The organism is Pseudomonas sp. NFIX28 (genome assembly GCF_900107395.1).
Classification (GTDB): Bacteria; Pseudomonadota; Gammaproteobacteria; order Pseudomonadales; family Pseudomonadaceae; genus Aquipseudomonas.
The window spans coordinates 83983-99484 of the sequence record NZ_FNPW01000003.1; the positions used below are offsets into that span (position 1 = coordinate 83983).

The window sequence follows — 15502 nt, forward strand, 5'->3', positions numbered from 1 at the left end:
GTCGGGCCATACAAATGACAAACACTGCAAGATGAAGAAAGTTACATGGACAGCGGTTTTTCAAGCATGCGCCGACCACCAAAGTCATTAATGACTTCGTAATGAACAGACGCTTTGCGATATACCTGGATAGTCTGTTCAGGCAAGGGGAAGAATCCCTGACTGAAAGGCGCAAGCATTTCATCTTTAACAGCAACCCGCCGGCCATCCAGATCAACTTCGATCTTGCCGAAGGAAACGTAATAGGGCGTCGGATTGGTTACTTTAATGCCAGGATGATTTTCGACTTTCCCTTTGCCATCCGCATAACCGGATTTTTTAAATTGCCAATCAAGTTTGTTCGCTACCAAGTCCACATCGGACTTCAAGTTCCGTGGTCGAAAGAACACTTTGATTCGGGTTCTGAAGGTGAACTGCAGAACGTTTTCATCGACTTCCTTGCGCGGCGGAGTTTCCAGCACATTGAGCCAGAATATGGATTCTCGATCTTGCGCAAGTTTCTCACCGGTGTAAGAAATACGCAGCGATGCAGAACTGTCGGGATCCAGGCGAATAACCGCAGGCGACACCAGGAATGGAACTTTTATCTGTTCAGGGCCTTTAGTTGGATCACCTTCATCAATCCAGCTTTGCGCCAATGAAGCAGATGCACCGTTATTGTCCATCTTTATTGTAACTTCCCGAGCATCCGACGGATAAACCAGTCGAGTCCCCTGGATGACTACCGACGCCTGAACGATGCCGGAACATACGCCCAAAAACATGACGCCGAGAACGAAAGAAAAAGAAGTACGCGCTTTCGGCGTCATGAGTCACTCCTCGGGCGCTGGCCTTACTTATACGACAGGGTGTACCGAACGAAAGAGTTACCCGAACCCGCCCCCACGCTAGCCGCGGTGGCTACATAGTTCGCCTTGAACTTGAGAGTTGCCGTGTTGCTGGCAACCGTGGCGACCTGCGGCGTGGCTTCCGGCTGGCCAAGCGGTACTTTCGTGCCCGCCGCGACATTGTCGTTGTAGATCTGGATTTGCACGCCGGTTGCCGGCGCTGAGCCGATCAGCTTGAGGTTGCCGGTCGCCGCGTCAACGTTCCCGACCTGGTCAAAATCGACCACGACTTTGGTCCCGTCGGCACATTGCGCGCCCGACAGCTCCAACTGGAAACCCTTGAACGGAGAAGCGTCGCCAATGGCCTTGAAGATCGTGGGAGAAATACGCCCCAGTTCCACATTGGTAATGTTGTTTTCACCGGGTGCCTTGCCGTTAATATTGCAAGTCACGTCAGTGATGCTGCCAGAGAAGTTAACCACACCATCAGTGGCATGGGACAACGAAGGAACAAGTGCGGCAAGCATCAAGCTTGAAGTTGCCATGGATATTAAAGATTTACGTTTCATGTGATTTCCTTGTTCACGTTGATCGACAGAAAAAGTGCGATCTATTTGATCGCCGCCTTTCCGGTTCAACCATGGCCCATCACGCCAGCCACAGCAGCCCCCCCGCCGTTCATTCAAAGTTTAAGTCAATTGGTCGATAACAATACCAAGCTCCTTTGGCGCCCAACGATGGGTACCGAAAGGAGGTCATAGCTTACCGATCAGCCTTTGAATTTGAATTGAGAGATGGCCGAAGCGCCCATCAGAAAAATCTTAATAAACCACTCACTGAATTAGCCTTTACTTATGAGACAAGACTGTGTACTTCTTCAAAAACGTTGCACTTGGCTGAACTCGGCCAATACTCGTATCGCTGGAGTTCGAAACTGGTCAACTAACCCCTCAATAAAAAATGAAAGGAGTCTGCCCCGCCGGCCAGCGCAATAAGCGCCCCAAAAAGGCCTAACCTCAATGAGCAAGATTGAATATAGAGAGTAAAAATATAAAACCTGCATACACAACTTATACAGAGAGAGAGCACTATGGGATCCATAGTAATAGTCGACGACCACCCCCTCGTCAGGATTGCGCTGAAAGTCATACTGGAACGTAATGGGCACCATATCTCCGCCGAGGCGGACAATGGCGTGGATGCTATTCAAGCTGTTCGCATCCATAAGCCGGACCTGGTGATACTTGATCTCGATTTACCGCAACTGGATGGGCTATCCGTACTCACTCACCTCAAGGCAAACAACCTCCAGGTAAAAACACTGATATTGACGTCCAGTGACTCGAATAACTTTGCCGTACGTTGCCTGCACGGTGGCGCCGCAGGATTCCTTTGCAAGAATGAAGCATTGGAAGAAGTGGGCGATGCGGTAAAAGCACTGCTCTCAGGGCATACCTATTTCCCTGAGAGTTCTCTGATGTTGTTGCAGGAAAGCATTCATACCAACCAGATGCAAAGTGTGGTTGCCTCTCAGCTGACCAATAGGGAAATCACCACATTGAGGTTATTGGCACAGGGCCTTAACAACAGGGAGATTGCGGCGACTCTGCTTATCAGCCACAAGACGGTCAGTACTTACAAAGTCAGGCTCTTGAAGAAGTTCAACACCACCAACCTTCTGGCGCTGATTGAAATAGCCAGGCAGAAAGGAATCCTATAGGCCTCTTGCGAACCGGCGGTGCAGGGACATCTGTCTGTTTCAGAATCGATGCTCATTGTTTGCGGAGCATCGAGCTACGCTCTTGCGCATTACTACCCGCGGGGCAGTTGTTCCAGATTGATGGAGCCGTCGTCCTGCATGGCTACAAAACAGATGTCCTTGAGGCTGAGCAAGGCATGCTCGACCCTCTGCGCTCTTTCCAGCAGCAGTGGCCAGGGCCCAGCCATGCAGATTTCCCTCAACTGCTGGCAACTGGAGATCAATGACTGGTACTTCAACACGCAAGCCGCCCCCGCCACCTTGTGGCATAACTTGGCAATCGCCTGTCGATCATGCTGCTCGCAATACATCCGCAACAGTTCAAGGTCTTTGATCTGGTAAGTCATCACATCGTCGATGAGCCGCCGTGCGACCTGCTTGTTGCCGTCGGCAAAGTCCATGAGCCTGCCAAGTACTTGCAACAACGGGATTGCGAAATCGCCCTGGGCAGCGTGACCCGCACTTGCGTCGGCATTGAAGCCAACCGCCTCCAAGGTTGCGCCAGCCTGCAAACCCTGCCTGTCCATACCTTCCCCCAACCTTGCCGAATATGGCGCGATCCATTGAATACCGGTCAGGCTAGGCAAAAGTTGTGGGGGCGAATATCAGACACTTCTCAAAGGACTGAAAAAGAACGGCGTTGCTCGCGCATCGAAACAGCGACGTGCCAAGACACCAGCACCGCCCTGCTTAGAAGCAAGGCCCAAGGCCAGGGCACAATCTGCCCCCAAACAAAAAAGCCCCGTAGCTTTTCAGCTACGGGGCTTTCATTTGTATGGCGGAGAGATAGGGATTCGAACCCTAGGTACCCGCGAAGGTACAACGGATTTCGAATCCGTCCCATTCGGCCACTCTGGCATCTCTCCAACGGCGCGCATCATAACAGCACCTTTGCCCGAAGCGAAGCCCCTCGGGCAAATTTTTTCCGTGCTATCAGTCGGTTGCGTCGATTACAGCGGTACACCCAGACGATTGGCGACTTCTTCGTAAGCTTCGATCACATCACCGAGGCCCTGGCGGAAGCGGTCCTTGTCCATCTTCTTGCGGGTTTCCTTGTCCCACAGGCGGCAGCCATCCGGGCTGAACTCGTCACCCAGGACGATCTGGCCGTGGAATACGCCGAACTCGAGCTTGAAGTCCACCAGCAGCAGGCCGGCATCGTCGAACAGCTTGCTCAGGACTTCGTTGACCTTGAGCGACAGTTCTTTCATGCGCGCCAGTTGCTCGGCGGTGCCCCAGCCAAAGGCTACGACGTGGGATTCGTTGATGAACGGGTCGCCCTTGGCGTCGTCCTTCAGGAACAGTTCGAAGGTGTATGGATTGAGCTTCAGGCCCTCTTCCACACCCAGGCGCTTGACCAGGCTGCCGGCGGCGTAGTTACGCACGACGCATTCGACCGGGATCATGTCCAGCTTCTTCACCAGACACTCGTTGTCGCCCAGCAGCTTGTCGAATTGAGTCGGCACGCCGGCCTCTTCGAGCTTCTGCATGATGAAGGCGTTGAACTTGTTGTTCACCATGCCTTTGCGATCGAGCTGCTCGATACGCTTGCCGTCGAACGCCGAGGTGTCGTTGCGAAACAGCAGGACCAGGCGGTCGGCGTCGTCGGTCTTGTAAACCGATTTGGCCTTGCCACGGTAGAGTTCTTCACGTTTTTCCATGATGGGCTCCGCTTGCTAAGTAGGTGGGCTAGGCGATGTGTCGCCAGTCGAGCCCTGAATCTTGATCGGCCAGTTGCAGCCAGTCCGGGTCGCACCCAAGGGTGTCGACAAAACATTGCCGGGCCAGCTGCGGCAGGTTGTTCTTGCTGCTGAGATGGGCCAGGACCAGATGCTGCAGGTCCTGCCAGCCCAACTCGGCCACCAGGCTTGCGGCCTGATGGTTGTTCAAATGTCCCAGTTCCCCGCCGACTCGCTGCTTGAGGAAATACGGGTAGTAACCTCGGGCCAGCATGTCGCGGCAGTGATTGGCCTCGATCATCAAGGCATCCAGCCCGCGATAGCGGTCGATCACCCTGTCGCAGTAGGAACCCAGATCGGTCAACAGGCCGAAACGCCGCTGGCCGTCACTGAATACGTACTGCACTGGTTCCAACGCATCGTGGGCGACGCAGGTCACGTCGATGCTCAAGGCACCGACCTGAAGCGTCTCGCCGCCGGCAAGAAAACCTGCGGCTTCCAGCGGTTTGCGCATCCCGCGCAATGTGCCGCGACTGAGGTAGACCGGTAAATTGTAGCGCCGAGACAGCAAACCCACGCCATGCACGTGGTCGGCATGTTCGTGGGTTACCAGAATCGCGCTCAGCTGCGCGGGGTCGACCCCCAGGCGCAGCAGGCGCCGCTCGGTTTCGCGCAAGGAGAAACCACAATCCACCAGGACGTAGGTGTCGTCACTGGCTATCAGCGTGCCATTCCCTTGGCTTCCACTGCCGAGAACGGCGAAACGCATCGGATCAGCCCAGGTTGTCCTGAATCACGCCCAAGACCTTGCGCGCCACTTCAGGCGGGGCAACGGTATTGATGTCTTTTTCGACGGTAACCTGGACGTTGTCGCCCACCTTGCTCAGGCGAACCTGATAACGCTCGGCGCGGGCTTCGATTTCTTCCTTGGCCGGTGCGCTGCCGAACAACTTGCCGAAGAAGCCCGGCTCGTCGTCTTTCTTCTCGGCCTTTTCCGCCAGGTTGATGTAGTACAGGCCCAGGCTGCGGTTGATGTCTTCAACACGCCATTCGCCCTGCTCCAGGGCGCGGCCGACGCTCGACCAGGCGCGATCGAGGTCTTCGCCGAGGTTGAGCACCACGTTGCCGCTGCCGTCTTCGGTGAGGCTGACACGGCTAGGGGTATCGAAATCACGCGCAGCCAACAGGGAAACCGAACCGCCCTTCTCGGCGCTGCGGCTCATGCTGGCAAGCATTTCGTCGACCAGCGCGGCATCCAGGCTGGTGTTGACCGAGCGGTTGGTGAAATCGACATTGGAAGTGCTGCCGACAGGACGCTCGGCGCTGACCACGTAGACTTCACTGGTATTGCGCTGCACGCCGGGTTCGATACGCACCCGCACGCGGGTTTCGTTATCGGCCGAACCTACGCTGCCCAGGCGCTTGGCCATGGACGCGGAGAGCTCGTCGGAACGCTGCCAGCTGGTGGTGAACTCACCGGTTTGCGGACGTTGTTCGTCAATACGGAAACCATTGTCCTGGAAGAACTGCATGGCCACCGGCCAGACTTCGGCAGGGGCGTGCTGGGCCATGACCCAACGCGAATCACCGCTCTTCTGCAGGGTGTAGTCGCTGGCATCGGCCACCGAGCCCAACGGCTGCGGACGCGGCACGACGTATTCGCCCTTGACGGTGTCGTCGGCCACGTTGCGCGGGATCGGCAACAGCGGATCAAGGCGTTTGGAAGTGTTGACATCCGACGGCAGTTGCATCGGTGCGGTCTGTTGCGCTTGCAGGTAATCGCTGCCGCGGTCACGGAAGTAGCCTTCCGGCCCCCAAATCCAACCGCAGCCACTGGTGCTGGAGATAATCAAGGCAAGTGCGGAAAGTCCGGCCAATCGCTTCATGCGTAGTACTTCCTCAATTAAACCAATACGCCGGACTGGCGCATGGCCTGCCGCAGCGGTTCGTGACAGGCAGCACTGAGCCAGGTGAGCGGCAGACGGATACCGTTTGCCATCAAGCCCATCTCGCACAGGGCCCATTTCACGGGAATAGGGTTGGATTCGATAAACAGAGTCTTGTTGAGCGGCATCAGCTTCTCGTGGATCGCCCGAGCGGTGGCGGCATCGCCACGCATCGCGGCGGCGCACATCTCGCTCATGGCTTTTGGCGCCACGTTGGCGGTCACCGAAATATTGCCCTTGCCACCCAGCAGGATCAGTTCGACGGCGGTTGCGTCGTCGCCGGAGTACACCAGGAAATCGCTGCTGACGCCGGCCAGGATGTCCTTGGCGCGCTGCAGGTCGCCAGTGGCTTCCTTGATGCCGATGATGTTCGGCACGGTCGACAGGCGGATCACAGTCTCGGCCTGCATGTCGCAAGCGGTGCGGCCAGGCACGTTATAGAGGATCTGCGGGATGTCGACGGCTTCGGCAATAGCGCGGAAATGCTGATACAGGCCTTCTTGCGTCGGCTTGTTGTAATAAGGGGTTACCAGCAGGCACGCGTCGGCACCGGCAATCTTGGCGTTGGTGGTCAGCTCGATCGCTTCGCGTGTCGAGTTCGCGCCGGTACCGGCGATCACCGGGATGCGCCCTGCAACCTGAGCGACCACGCGACGAATCACTTCGATGTGTTCGTTCACATCGAGGGTCGCCGACTCACCTGTAGTGCCGACCGCCACAATGGCGTTGGTGCCCTCTTGCAGGTGGAAGTCCACCAGTTTGCTCAGGCTGTCCCAGTCGAGACGACCCTGTGCATCCATGGGTGTGACCAGTGCCACCATACTGCCCGCAATCATGCAACCGCTCCTGCCGGAAAAAGAGAGCGGTAATGGTACTGGCGCCAAGATGCTTGTACAAGCGAAGTACCGCGCTGCGAGCATTCCCCTGAGCGATGTATTTCGCTACCCTTCAGGCTTTGATCGGTACTGATAAGCTTGTACGTCGGGTTCCAGCCTCCCTTTTCGGCATCCGAAGCCTCAATCCTGCGTTGCCGCCCCTCGCTCTCGCCTTACCGGAGCTCGTCGCAACCTGGCGATTCAGGGCTTCTGGAACCGCATCTGGACGCTTACCCAGTATTCGAGCCCGCAAAAGTATCGACCGCTCATCGCTTTAGGAATGCTGCATGTCCACCCCCACAGTTCGCGAACAATTCCTTGTCATCAGTGCCCTCGGCGCCAACCCCATGGAGCTGACCAACGTCCTGTGCCGCGCCAGCCATGAAAATCGCTGCGCCGTGGTGACCTCTCGCCTGACCCGCCATGGCGAGTGCAGTGCGCTGGTCCTGGAGGTTTCCGGCAGCTGGGATGCCCTGGCGCGCCTGGAGACAGGCCTGCCGTCGCTGGCGAAGAAATACGCCTTCACCGTCAACGTGGTACGCAGCGCTGCCCTGGAAAACCGTCCACAGGCCCTGCCTTATGTGGCTTATGTCAGCGCCGCCTATCGTCCGGACATCGTCAACGAACTGTGCCAGTTCTTCATCGATCACCACGTCGAGCTGGAGAACCTGACCTGCGATACCTATCAGGCACCACAGACCGGCGGCAGCATGCTCAACGCCACCTTCACCGTGACCTTGCCGGCCGGCACCCAGATCAGCTGGCTGCGCGATCAGTTTCTGGACTTCGCCGACGCCATGAATCTCGACGCATTGATCGAGCCATGGCGCCCACAGAACCCAATGTAAGGAAGCCCTAATGGCCGTTGCCATCGACCAACCCGTTGCCCACTTCGAAGCCCCCGCCACCAGCGGCCAGACCGTCAGCCTTGCGGCGCTCAAAGGCAAGCAGGTGGTGATCTACTTCTATCCGAAGGACAGCACGCCAGGCTGCACCACCGAAGGCCAGGGCTTTCGCGATCAATATGCGGCGTTCAAGGCTGCCAACACCGAAGTGTTCGGCATTTCCCGCGATGGCCTGAAGTCCCACGAGAACTTCAAGTGCAAGCAGGAGTTCCCCTTCGAGCTGATCAGCGACAAGGACGAAGCCGTCTGCCAGCTGTTCGACGTGATCAAGCTGAAGAAGCTCTACGGCAAGGAATACATGGGCGTCGACCGCAGCACGTTCCTGATCGACAAGAATGGTGTGCTGCGTCAGGAATGGCGTGGCGTAAAAGTGCCAGGCCACGTGGATGCGGTACTGGCTGCCGCTCAGGCGCTGAACAAGGCCTGAGCCTGTAACTGAATGGATAAGGGGCGGCTGATTCAGCCGCCCCTTTTCATTTCCGCAGCGGCGTGACCTTTAGAGCAGTGGCGCCACAACCGGCTCTTTACGTGGCCAGGCATCCAGTACCGCCTTGAACAAGGTGGCCAGGGGAATCGCGAAAAACACCCCCCAGAAGCCCCACAGCCCGCCAAACAACAGTACTGCACAGATGATCGCCACCGGATGCAGGTTTACCGCCTCGGAGAACAGCAGCGGCACCAGTACGTTGCCGTCCAGGGTCTGAATGATCCCGTAGACCGCCATCAGATAAATGAACTGGTCGCTCCAGCCCCACTGGAACAAGGCAATCAGCGCTACCGGCACGGTCACCACCACCGCCCCGACGTAGGGCACCACCACCGAAATCCCCACCAGCAACGCCAGCAGCGCCGCATAGTTCAGCCCCAAGGCAACGAAGGCGATGTATGTGACCCCGCCGCAAATGACGATCTCGATCACCTTGCCACGAATGTAGTTGGCGATCTGCCGGTTCATTTCCTGGGCCACCCGGGTAATCAGGGCCCGCTCGCGCGGCAGATAGCCGCGCACCCACTGGCTGATCATCGCCCGGTCCTTGAGGAAGAAAAACACCAGGATCGGCACCAGCACCAGGTAGATCATGATGTTGACCAGCAGCGGCAGGCTGGACAGCGAGAAAGTCAGCGCCCATTGGCCGAATTTACCGATTTCGCCACGCGCCACCTCGATCGCCTGCAATACCTGCTCGTCGGACACCAGGTGCGGATAACGCTCCGGCAACAGCAAAAGCAGCGATTGCCACTTGGCGAGCATGCCCGGCAACTCGTTGAACAAGGTGATCAGCTGGTGCCAGAGCAGCGGCACGACGACCACAATGAATACCAGCAGCAGCCCCATGAACAAGGCAAAGACCAGGCCCACCGCGGCCCCGCCGGGCAAGCGCCAGCGCTCCAGCGTGAGCACCAGGCCCTGCATCAGGTAGGCCAGCACCATCCCCGCCAACACCGGTGCGAGCATGCCCCCCAGGGTCAGCACGGCAGTGAAGGCCAGGAATAACAGAACGGCCAGCACCACAGCCTCTTCGTCAGAGAAGTAGCGCTGAATCCAGTCGCGTAACACTTTGAACATCAATGATCCTTAGACAGAGCGCGGTGATTTCCGGGACTGCTCAGGCCTTTTTCAGCCAGTAACGATAAACCCCCGCTTCGTCTTCCTCGCGAAGCAGGGTATGACCGGCCAAACGGGCAAAGGTGCGAAAGTCGCGCTGGGAACCGGCATCGGTGGCGATCACCTTGAGCACCGCGCCGCTGGCCAGGCGATTGAGTTCCATCTTGGCCTTGAGCAGCGGCAGCGGGCAGTTCAGCCCGCTGGCATCGAGCTCGGCGTCGTGGGCTACAGCATCAGTCATTGCGTCACTCCGGGCAGGTCGTCGAGGTGCCTAGAATATCTGGTCCACGGCCCGGTGTCCGGCTACAGTAGACTCTTTGTCGACTAAGGCTTTGTGCATGACTTTTTTGCGCCCTACCCTGCTGACGCTCGCTTGCCTGCTCGCCTCACCAGGCTTCGCCGACGACCTGCCATCACTCGGTGACGCCAGTTCTGCCATTGTCTCGCCCCAACAGGAACACCAATTGGGTCGCGCCTGGCTGGCGTTGCTGCGCAGCCAGGTTTCGCAGCTCAATGACCCGCAGCTCAAGGATTACGTCGAGACCAGCGTCTACAAACTGGTCGAGACCAGCCAGGTCAACGACCGGCGTCTCGAATTCATTCTGATCAACAGCCCGCAACTCAACGCCTTTGCCGCTCCAGGCGGAATTGTCGGGGTCAACGGCGGCCTGTTCCTCAATGCCCAGACCGAAGGCGAATATGCCTCGGTGCTGGCTCACGAATTGGCCCACTTGTCGCAACGCCACTTCGCCCGCGGCGTCGAAGCCTCGCAACGCATGCAGGTGCCAATGATGGCTGCCCTGCTGGCCGGTATCGTGATCGCCGCGGCGGGCGGTGGCGACGCCGGGATCGCCGCCATTGCCGGCACCCAGGCCGCGGCCATCCAGGAACAACGGCGCTTCTCCCGGCAGAACGAGCAGGAAGCCGACCGCATCGGCATCCTCAACCTGGAAAAGGCCGGTTATGACCCACGCTCCATGCCGACCATGTTCGAGCGCCTGATGCGCCAGTACCGTTTCGACGCCAAGCCGCCGGAGTTCCTGCTGACTCACCCGGTCACCGAATCGCGGATCGCCGACACCCGCAACCGCGCCGAACAGGCCAAGGCCGGCGGCAAGGAAGACAGCCTGCGTTACCAACTGATTCGCGCACGGGTGCAATTGATCTACGAAGAGTCTCCTGGCATCGGCGCCAAGCGCTTTCGCGCCCAGCTAGACGAAAACCCGAAAAACGATATCGCCCGCTATGGCCTCGCCATCGCCCAGATCAAGGGCAGCCAATTCAACGATGCCCGGGAAAACCTGAAGCAGCTGCTGGCCAAGCAGCCCAACGACATCACTTACAACCTGGCTCAGATCGACCTGGATACTGCCACTAGCCGCTTTTCGGATGCCCAGGCCCGGGTGGATAAAATGCTTGCGCAATATCCGGGCAACTATCCATTGAACCAGGTCAGGGTCGACCTGCTGCTCAAGCAGAATCGCCCGGCGGACGCCGAAAAGGCCCTGGAAAACCTGCTCAAGACCCGCTCCGACGACCCGGACGTCTGGTACTCGGTGGCGGAAACCCGCGGCCTGTCTGGCAATATCATCGGTTTGCATCAGGCACGGGCCGAATATTTCGCCCTGGTCGGCGACTATCGCCAGGCGATCCAGCAACTGGATTTCGCCAAACGTCGCGCCGGCAGCAACTTCCCCTTGTCTTCGCGGATCGATGCACGTCAGCGTGAGCTCATGGACCAGGAGCAGATGGTCAAGGACATGATGCGCTGAGCCCAAACAGCGCCAACAAAAAAGCCCGCCTCTTTCGAGGCGGGCTTTTTTTAATTGCGCAATCAACCCGCTACACGGATTACTCGGCCAGTTTGAAGGTAATGAAGCTGGCACGTCCCTGACGCAGAACCCGCATCGATACCGAACGGTTCTTCGGCAGCGCCTGGGCGATTTCAGTGAAGTTCTTGGTCGAAGTGATCGCCTGATTGTTCAGGTGAGTGATCACGTCGCCCGGCTGCAGGCCGATCAAGGCGGCTGGGCCGTCCTGGACTTCCTTGATCACCACGCCACTCCTGAGGTCGTAGGCTTTCTTTTGCTCATCGGTCAGTTCGACCACCGCAACACCCAGACGGTTGCTGCTGCGCTCAGCGCCGGACTTGCCAATGACATCCAGGGTTTTGTCTTCATCCGGAATCGCACCTACGGTCAATTCGACGTTCTTGCGCTTGCCGTCACGAATCACTTCAAGATTGGCTTTTGCACCCGCCTTGAGGGCACCCACCAGATGCGGCAGGTCCGCCGACATGACGATCGGCTGGCCATTCATGCTCAGGATCACATCGCCTACCTGCAGGCCACCCTTGGCCGCCGGGCCGTCGTCCTGGATTTGTGCCACCAGTGCACCGGCCGGTTTTTCCAGGCCGAACGATTCAGCCAGGTCCTTGTTCACTTCCTGGATGACCACGCCCAGCCAGCCGCGGCTGACTTTCCCACCGGCTTTCAGCTGGTTGGAAACGTCCATGGCAACGTCGATCGGGATAGCGAAGGACACGCCCATGAAACCACCGGAACGGGTGTAAATCTGCGAGTTGATACCCACGACCTCACCAGCCAGGTTGAACAGCGGACCACCGGAGTTGCCCGGGTTGATCGGCACGTCGGTCTGGATGAACGGTACGTAGTTTTCATTCGGCAGGCTGCGGCCGACGGCACTGACGATGCCCTGGGTCACGGTATGGTCGAAACCGAACGGCGAACCGATGGCCACAACCCACTGACCGGCTTTCAAGTCCTGGGATTTGCCCAGTTTAAGCACCGGCAGGTCCTTGCCTTCGATTTTCAGCAACGCCACGTCGGACCGTGGATCGGTGCCGATCAGCTTGGCCTTCAGTTCGCTGCGGTCGGCCAGACGCACAAGAATTTCATCCGCATCGGCAATCACATGGTTGTTGGTGAGGATGTAACCGTCCGACGAAATGATGAAGCCCGAGCCCAGGGATTGGGCCTCACGCTGGCGATCGCCACGCGGCGAGCTTGGCGGCGGCATGCCGCGCTCGAAAAACTCGCGCAACATCGGCGGCAGGCCTTCGAGGTCCGGCATCTGGGCGGAAACCTTGCGGTCCGGGAGTTTCTGCGTAGTACTGATGTTGACCACGGCAGGCGATGCCTGCTCGACCAGCTGCGTGAAGTCAGGCAAGTCCGCTGCCTGCGCGGCAACGGCCTGACCGAGCACTAGCACAGTAGCGAAAATGGAAAGATAGGATTTCAAACGTGGTATCGACATACGGCTCCCATTACAACGAGCGTGGTTAAGCGATAAGGGAACAAGCCGTACCAGGCGATTCGCGCGGTACTTTTGTCCCGGAAACGACAAACAAGGCCAGAACCTAGTGGCTCTGACCTATAAGAAAAAACAGGAGGTTTTGCAAATGAAAATGTTCACCGAATATTTAGATGTCTCGATTGCAAAGCTGCATTGCAGACTTCTTATACAACCAACATTAACGCTCGATGAACACCTCCGGGAGACATTCACTGCACCTTGGCCGGAGCGGCGTCGGTACGCATCGACAAGGCAATCCGCTCGGCAGTACCGATAGGTATCTCGCCCACCACCGTAACCATCATTTCGCCATTAGGCGTGGTCAGGCGACGGGAAACCGCCACGGTCGGGCCCAATTGAGTACGGGTATCGGTTACCGTCGCACCATTGAGCGGTTCAAGGAACACCGAAAAACGGGCCAGGCCATCGCCATACATCAGGCTGTTGACCATGATCTTGGTGTCGGGATCTTTGCGCACACTGCTGCTGGTCAGCTCGAAGCCTGGCGGCAACCAATCCGAATGCCAGGTCTGTGCAGCTTTCACCGCAGCGGCCTTGTCGCTGTCCACGGCGATAGCCTTGCATTCGGCACTGGCCTGAAGCTCGTTGTCTTTTGGCACATCCGCCGTGTCCAGGCGGGTGAACTGGAAGCGTTCGAGCAACTGCCCCTTATCGTTCAACAGCAACGATTTCAGCGGCAGGCCCGTCTCGCGGTCCAGATGCAATTCAAAACCATAACGGTGCTGGTCCCGCGGGGTCAGGGAAACAATGACCGCTGAGCGCCCAGCCACACGCGACTTGCCGATGACAGCAAGGTCGTACCAATTCTTGAGTTTTTCTGGATCAAGTGAGTGGGCCGAAGAGTTGGGAGAATCCCCCAATCCAGCCACCAGCGTACCGCTGACACACTGGGTACGCCCATCAACACGCACAACCTCTTGAGCGGAACCGTCGAGCTGAATCAATCGCTCGCGGACCTGACCATCCTGGACACGATGCCAGATGTTATGGGTAGAAAAACTACCGTTACGCTCGTAGACGAAAGTACCCTGGAAGCTTTGCTGCTGCTCGGCTTGCCCAAGACGTTTCAACCAATCCTGAGCTTCGTCGGCGTGGGCTGGAACAATGAACCAGCCACTGAGCAGAAGCGAGAGTAGAGGGATGGCGCGCATGATCCTCCTTAACGGTTTTCCAGGCTCGCCGCACGAGCATAAGGCAGAGCGCTTTCAGTGCCCTTCAGTGCAGCTTCTTGAGCATGCTGACGCAAGTAGCCTGGCAGACGCTGATCGTGCCAGCCTGGCTGACCTTGCAATACACCGTTGGCCATAGGGCCAGTGGCTTCGGAACTCTCATTGTAGCCGGCCAATACCGCAGGACCTTTTACTTGAGGAGCAGCAAGGGTTGCCTGATTGGATTGCTGTGCCAGCTCGACGCCGGCGATCTCGTCCTGGTTGTACAGGCGAACACCCGCCAATACGGCAACGGTTACCGATGCGGCAACGGCCAGGCGACCCAGGCTGCGCCATGGACCACGAGCGGCCTTGGCCGGTACGGCTTCGTCAGCCAGCGCAGCAGAAACGGCCGCGGCGATATCCAGACGCGGAAGCAGCAACTCCTTGTGCATGGCTGCCCGGGCGATCTGGTAACGAGCCCAGGTCTCACGGGTTTCCACTTCGTCGACGGCATTCAATACCCGACGTAATTCCAGTTCGTCCGCTTCGTTATCCATCACCGCGGACAGCGATTCCTGCAGGGCTTCACGACTCATGGCGGTTCCTCTCTTGGCTGTCGCCGCTGTCTCAGGTTTCCTGCAACAACGGCTGCAGGGCTTTATCGATGGCCTCCCGAGCGCGGAAAATCCGGGAGCGCACGGTACCCACCGGACATTGCATGACACTGGCAATGTCCTCGTAACTCAGACCATCGAATTCACGTAAAGTTAAAGCCGTACGCAAATCTTCTGGCAGTTGCTGAATGGTTCGATGGACGGTGCCTTCGATCTCATCCCGCAGCAATGCGCGCTCCGGCGATTCGAGATCCTTGAGGCCATGATCGCCATCGTAGAACTCCGCATCCTCGGAACTGACATCGCTATCCGGCGGCCGGCGGCCGCGTGAAACCAGATAGTTTTTCGCCGTGTTGATGGCGATACGATACAGCCACGTATAAAACGCACTGTCACCGCGGAAATTACCAAGCGCACGGTAAGCCTTGATAAAGGCTTCTTGTGCAACATCCTGGGCTTCATGGGTGTCGTGCACAAAACGCACGATCAACCCGAGAATTTTGTGCTGGTATTTCAGCACTAGCAGATCGAAAGCTCGCTTGTCGCCGCGCTGAACGCGCTCGACCAGCTGCTGATCCTCTTCCTGGGTTAGCATGAACACTCCTCGATAAGCTCGGAGGAGGCTTGCATAACTGAACGATCAGGCTTGCAAACATAGACTCGGGCTTTTCGCAAAAGTTCTCCCCCTCCAAGCAAGTTTCCTGCGGGCTCTGATTTGGCACGCACGAAAAACGCAGCGCGGGCAAGGCCGGCTGCGCGAATAATCCTGTCGTCGAATTGAGTTGCACGACCACAACACAAGTC

At 57.8% G+C, this 15502-nt stretch carries 17 protein-coding genes and 1 tRNA gene; 4 read left to right on the forward strand and 14 right to left on the reverse strand.

All coding sequences use genetic code 11. The features are described 5' to 3' along the window. Nucleotides 1-41: 41 nt before the first annotated feature. A complete protein-coding gene (locus BLV20_RS06680; RefSeq protein WP_092298754.1) occupies nt 42-809 on the reverse strand; it encodes a fimbrial biogenesis chaperone in 768 nt (255 codons plus the stop codon). Nucleotides 810-832: 23 nt separating this feature from the next. Next, nucleotides 833-1396: a fimbrial protein gene (locus tag BLV20_RS06685; protein ID WP_092298757.1), complete on the reverse strand. Its 564-nt coding sequence runs from the start codon at nt 1394-1396 to the stop codon at nt 833-835. A 521-nt stretch (nt 1397-1917) separates the two neighbouring features. Between BLV20_RS06685 and BLV20_RS06690 the strand changes: the two genes are divergently transcribed. Then, nucleotides 1918-2547 carry a response regulator transcription factor gene (locus BLV20_RS06690; RefSeq protein ID WP_092298760.1) on the forward strand — a complete coding sequence of 210 codons (630 nt, stop codon included), beginning with the start codon at nt 1918-1920 and terminating at the stop codon, nt 2545-2547. A 92-nt stretch (nt 2548-2639) separates the two neighbouring features. Here BLV20_RS06690 and BLV20_RS06695 read toward each other — a convergent pair whose 3' ends face one another. The 6 genes from BLV20_RS06695 to dapA all read right to left on the reverse strand — a co-directional run bounded on the left by BLV20_RS06695 (nt 2640) and on the right by dapA (nt 7047). Continuing rightward, nucleotides 2640-3113 (reverse strand): Hpt domain-containing protein, encoded by a 474-nt coding sequence (locus BLV20_RS06695; RefSeq protein ID WP_092298764.1) that lies wholly within the window; start codon nt 3111-3113, stop codon nt 2640-2642. A gap of 249 nt (nt 3114-3362) precedes the next feature. Beyond that, nucleotides 3363-3452, reverse strand: a tRNA-Ser gene (locus BLV20_RS06700). A gap of 84 nt (nt 3453-3536) precedes the next feature. Then, on the reverse strand, nt 3537-4247 hold the full coding sequence (purC, locus tag BLV20_RS06705) for a phosphoribosylaminoimidazolesuccinocarboxamide synthase (RefSeq protein WP_007930242.1): 711 nt from the start codon (nt 4245-4247) through the stop codon (nt 3537-3539). A gap of 28 nt (nt 4248-4275) precedes the next feature. Beyond that, nucleotides 4276-5034: an MBL fold metallo-hydrolase gene (locus BLV20_RS06710; protein WP_092298767.1), complete on the reverse strand. Its 759-nt coding sequence runs from the start codon at nt 5032-5034 to the stop codon at nt 4276-4278. A gap of 4 nt (nt 5035-5038) precedes the next feature. After that, complete coding sequence (gene bamC, locus BLV20_RS06715; RefSeq protein WP_092298770.1) at nt 5039-6151, reverse strand: outer membrane protein assembly factor BamC; 1113 nt, start codon at nt 6149-6151, stop codon at nt 5039-5041. Nucleotides 6152-6168: 17 nt separating this feature from the next. Further along, nucleotides 6169-7047: a 4-hydroxy-tetrahydrodipicolinate synthase gene (dapA, locus tag BLV20_RS06720; protein ID WP_009042590.1), complete on the reverse strand. Its 879-nt coding sequence runs from the start codon at nt 7045-7047 to the stop codon at nt 6169-6171. 326 nt (nt 7048-7373) lie between these two features. Between dapA and BLV20_RS06730 the strand changes: the two genes are divergently transcribed. Together BLV20_RS06730 and BLV20_RS06735 are read left to right on the forward strand one after the other, a co-directional pair. Beyond that, complete coding sequence (locus tag BLV20_RS06730) at nt 7374-7934, forward strand: glycine cleavage system transcriptional repressor (protein WP_092298773.1); 561 nt, start codon at nt 7374-7376, stop codon at nt 7932-7934. Nucleotides 7935-7944: 10 nt separating this feature from the next. Then, nucleotides 7945-8418: a peroxiredoxin gene (locus BLV20_RS06735; protein ID WP_092298776.1), complete on the forward strand. Its 474-nt coding sequence runs from the start codon at nt 7945-7947 to the stop codon at nt 8416-8418. Between the two features lie 69 nt (nt 8419-8487). On the opposite strand, the gene BLV20_RS06740 is transcribed toward BLV20_RS06735, so the two are convergent. Further along, nucleotides 8488-9558, reverse strand: a complete 1071-nt coding sequence (locus BLV20_RS06740; protein ID WP_007930236.1) for an AI-2E family transporter — start codon at nt 9556-9558, stop codon at nt 8488-8490. A 40-nt stretch (nt 9559-9598) separates the two neighbouring features. Then, entirely contained in the window at nt 9599-9838 is a 240-nt protein-coding gene (locus BLV20_RS06745; RefSeq protein ID WP_007930235.1) for a sulfurtransferase TusA family protein, read from the reverse strand. A 97-nt stretch (nt 9839-9935) separates the two neighbouring features. On the opposite strand from BLV20_RS06745, the gene BLV20_RS06750 reads away from it, so the two are divergent. Beyond that, the gene (locus BLV20_RS06750) at nt 9936-11369 is read left to right on the forward strand and encodes a M48 family metalloprotease (protein ID WP_092298779.1); all 1434 of its coding nucleotides are present in this window, start codon (nt 9936-9938) and stop codon (nt 11367-11369) included. Between the two features lie 79 nt (nt 11370-11448). Here the strand turns inward: BLV20_RS06750 and BLV20_RS06755 are convergent, their stop codons facing one another. The 4 genes from BLV20_RS06755 to rpoE form a co-directional block, all read right to left on the reverse strand. Continuing rightward, nucleotides 11449-12873 (reverse strand): DegQ family serine endoprotease, encoded by a 1425-nt coding sequence (locus BLV20_RS06755; RefSeq protein ID WP_092298782.1) that lies wholly within the window; start codon nt 12871-12873, stop codon nt 11449-11451. A gap of 248 nt (nt 12874-13121) precedes the next feature. Further along, nucleotides 13122-14084 (reverse strand): MucB/RseB C-terminal domain-containing protein, encoded by a 963-nt coding sequence (locus tag BLV20_RS06760; protein ID WP_092298785.1) that lies wholly within the window; start codon nt 14082-14084, stop codon nt 13122-13124. 8 nt (nt 14085-14092) lie between these two features. Continuing rightward, entirely contained in the window at nt 14093-14680 is a 588-nt protein-coding gene (locus BLV20_RS06765; protein WP_092298788.1) for an RseA family anti-sigma factor, read from the reverse strand. Between the two features lie 31 nt (nt 14681-14711). Continuing rightward, nucleotides 14712-15293 carry an RNA polymerase sigma factor RpoE/AlgU gene (gene rpoE / locus BLV20_RS06770; protein ID WP_007930230.1) on the reverse strand — a complete coding sequence of 194 codons (582 nt, stop codon included), beginning with the start codon at nt 15291-15293 and terminating at the stop codon, nt 14712-14714. Nucleotides 15294-15502 lie beyond the last annotated feature (209 nt).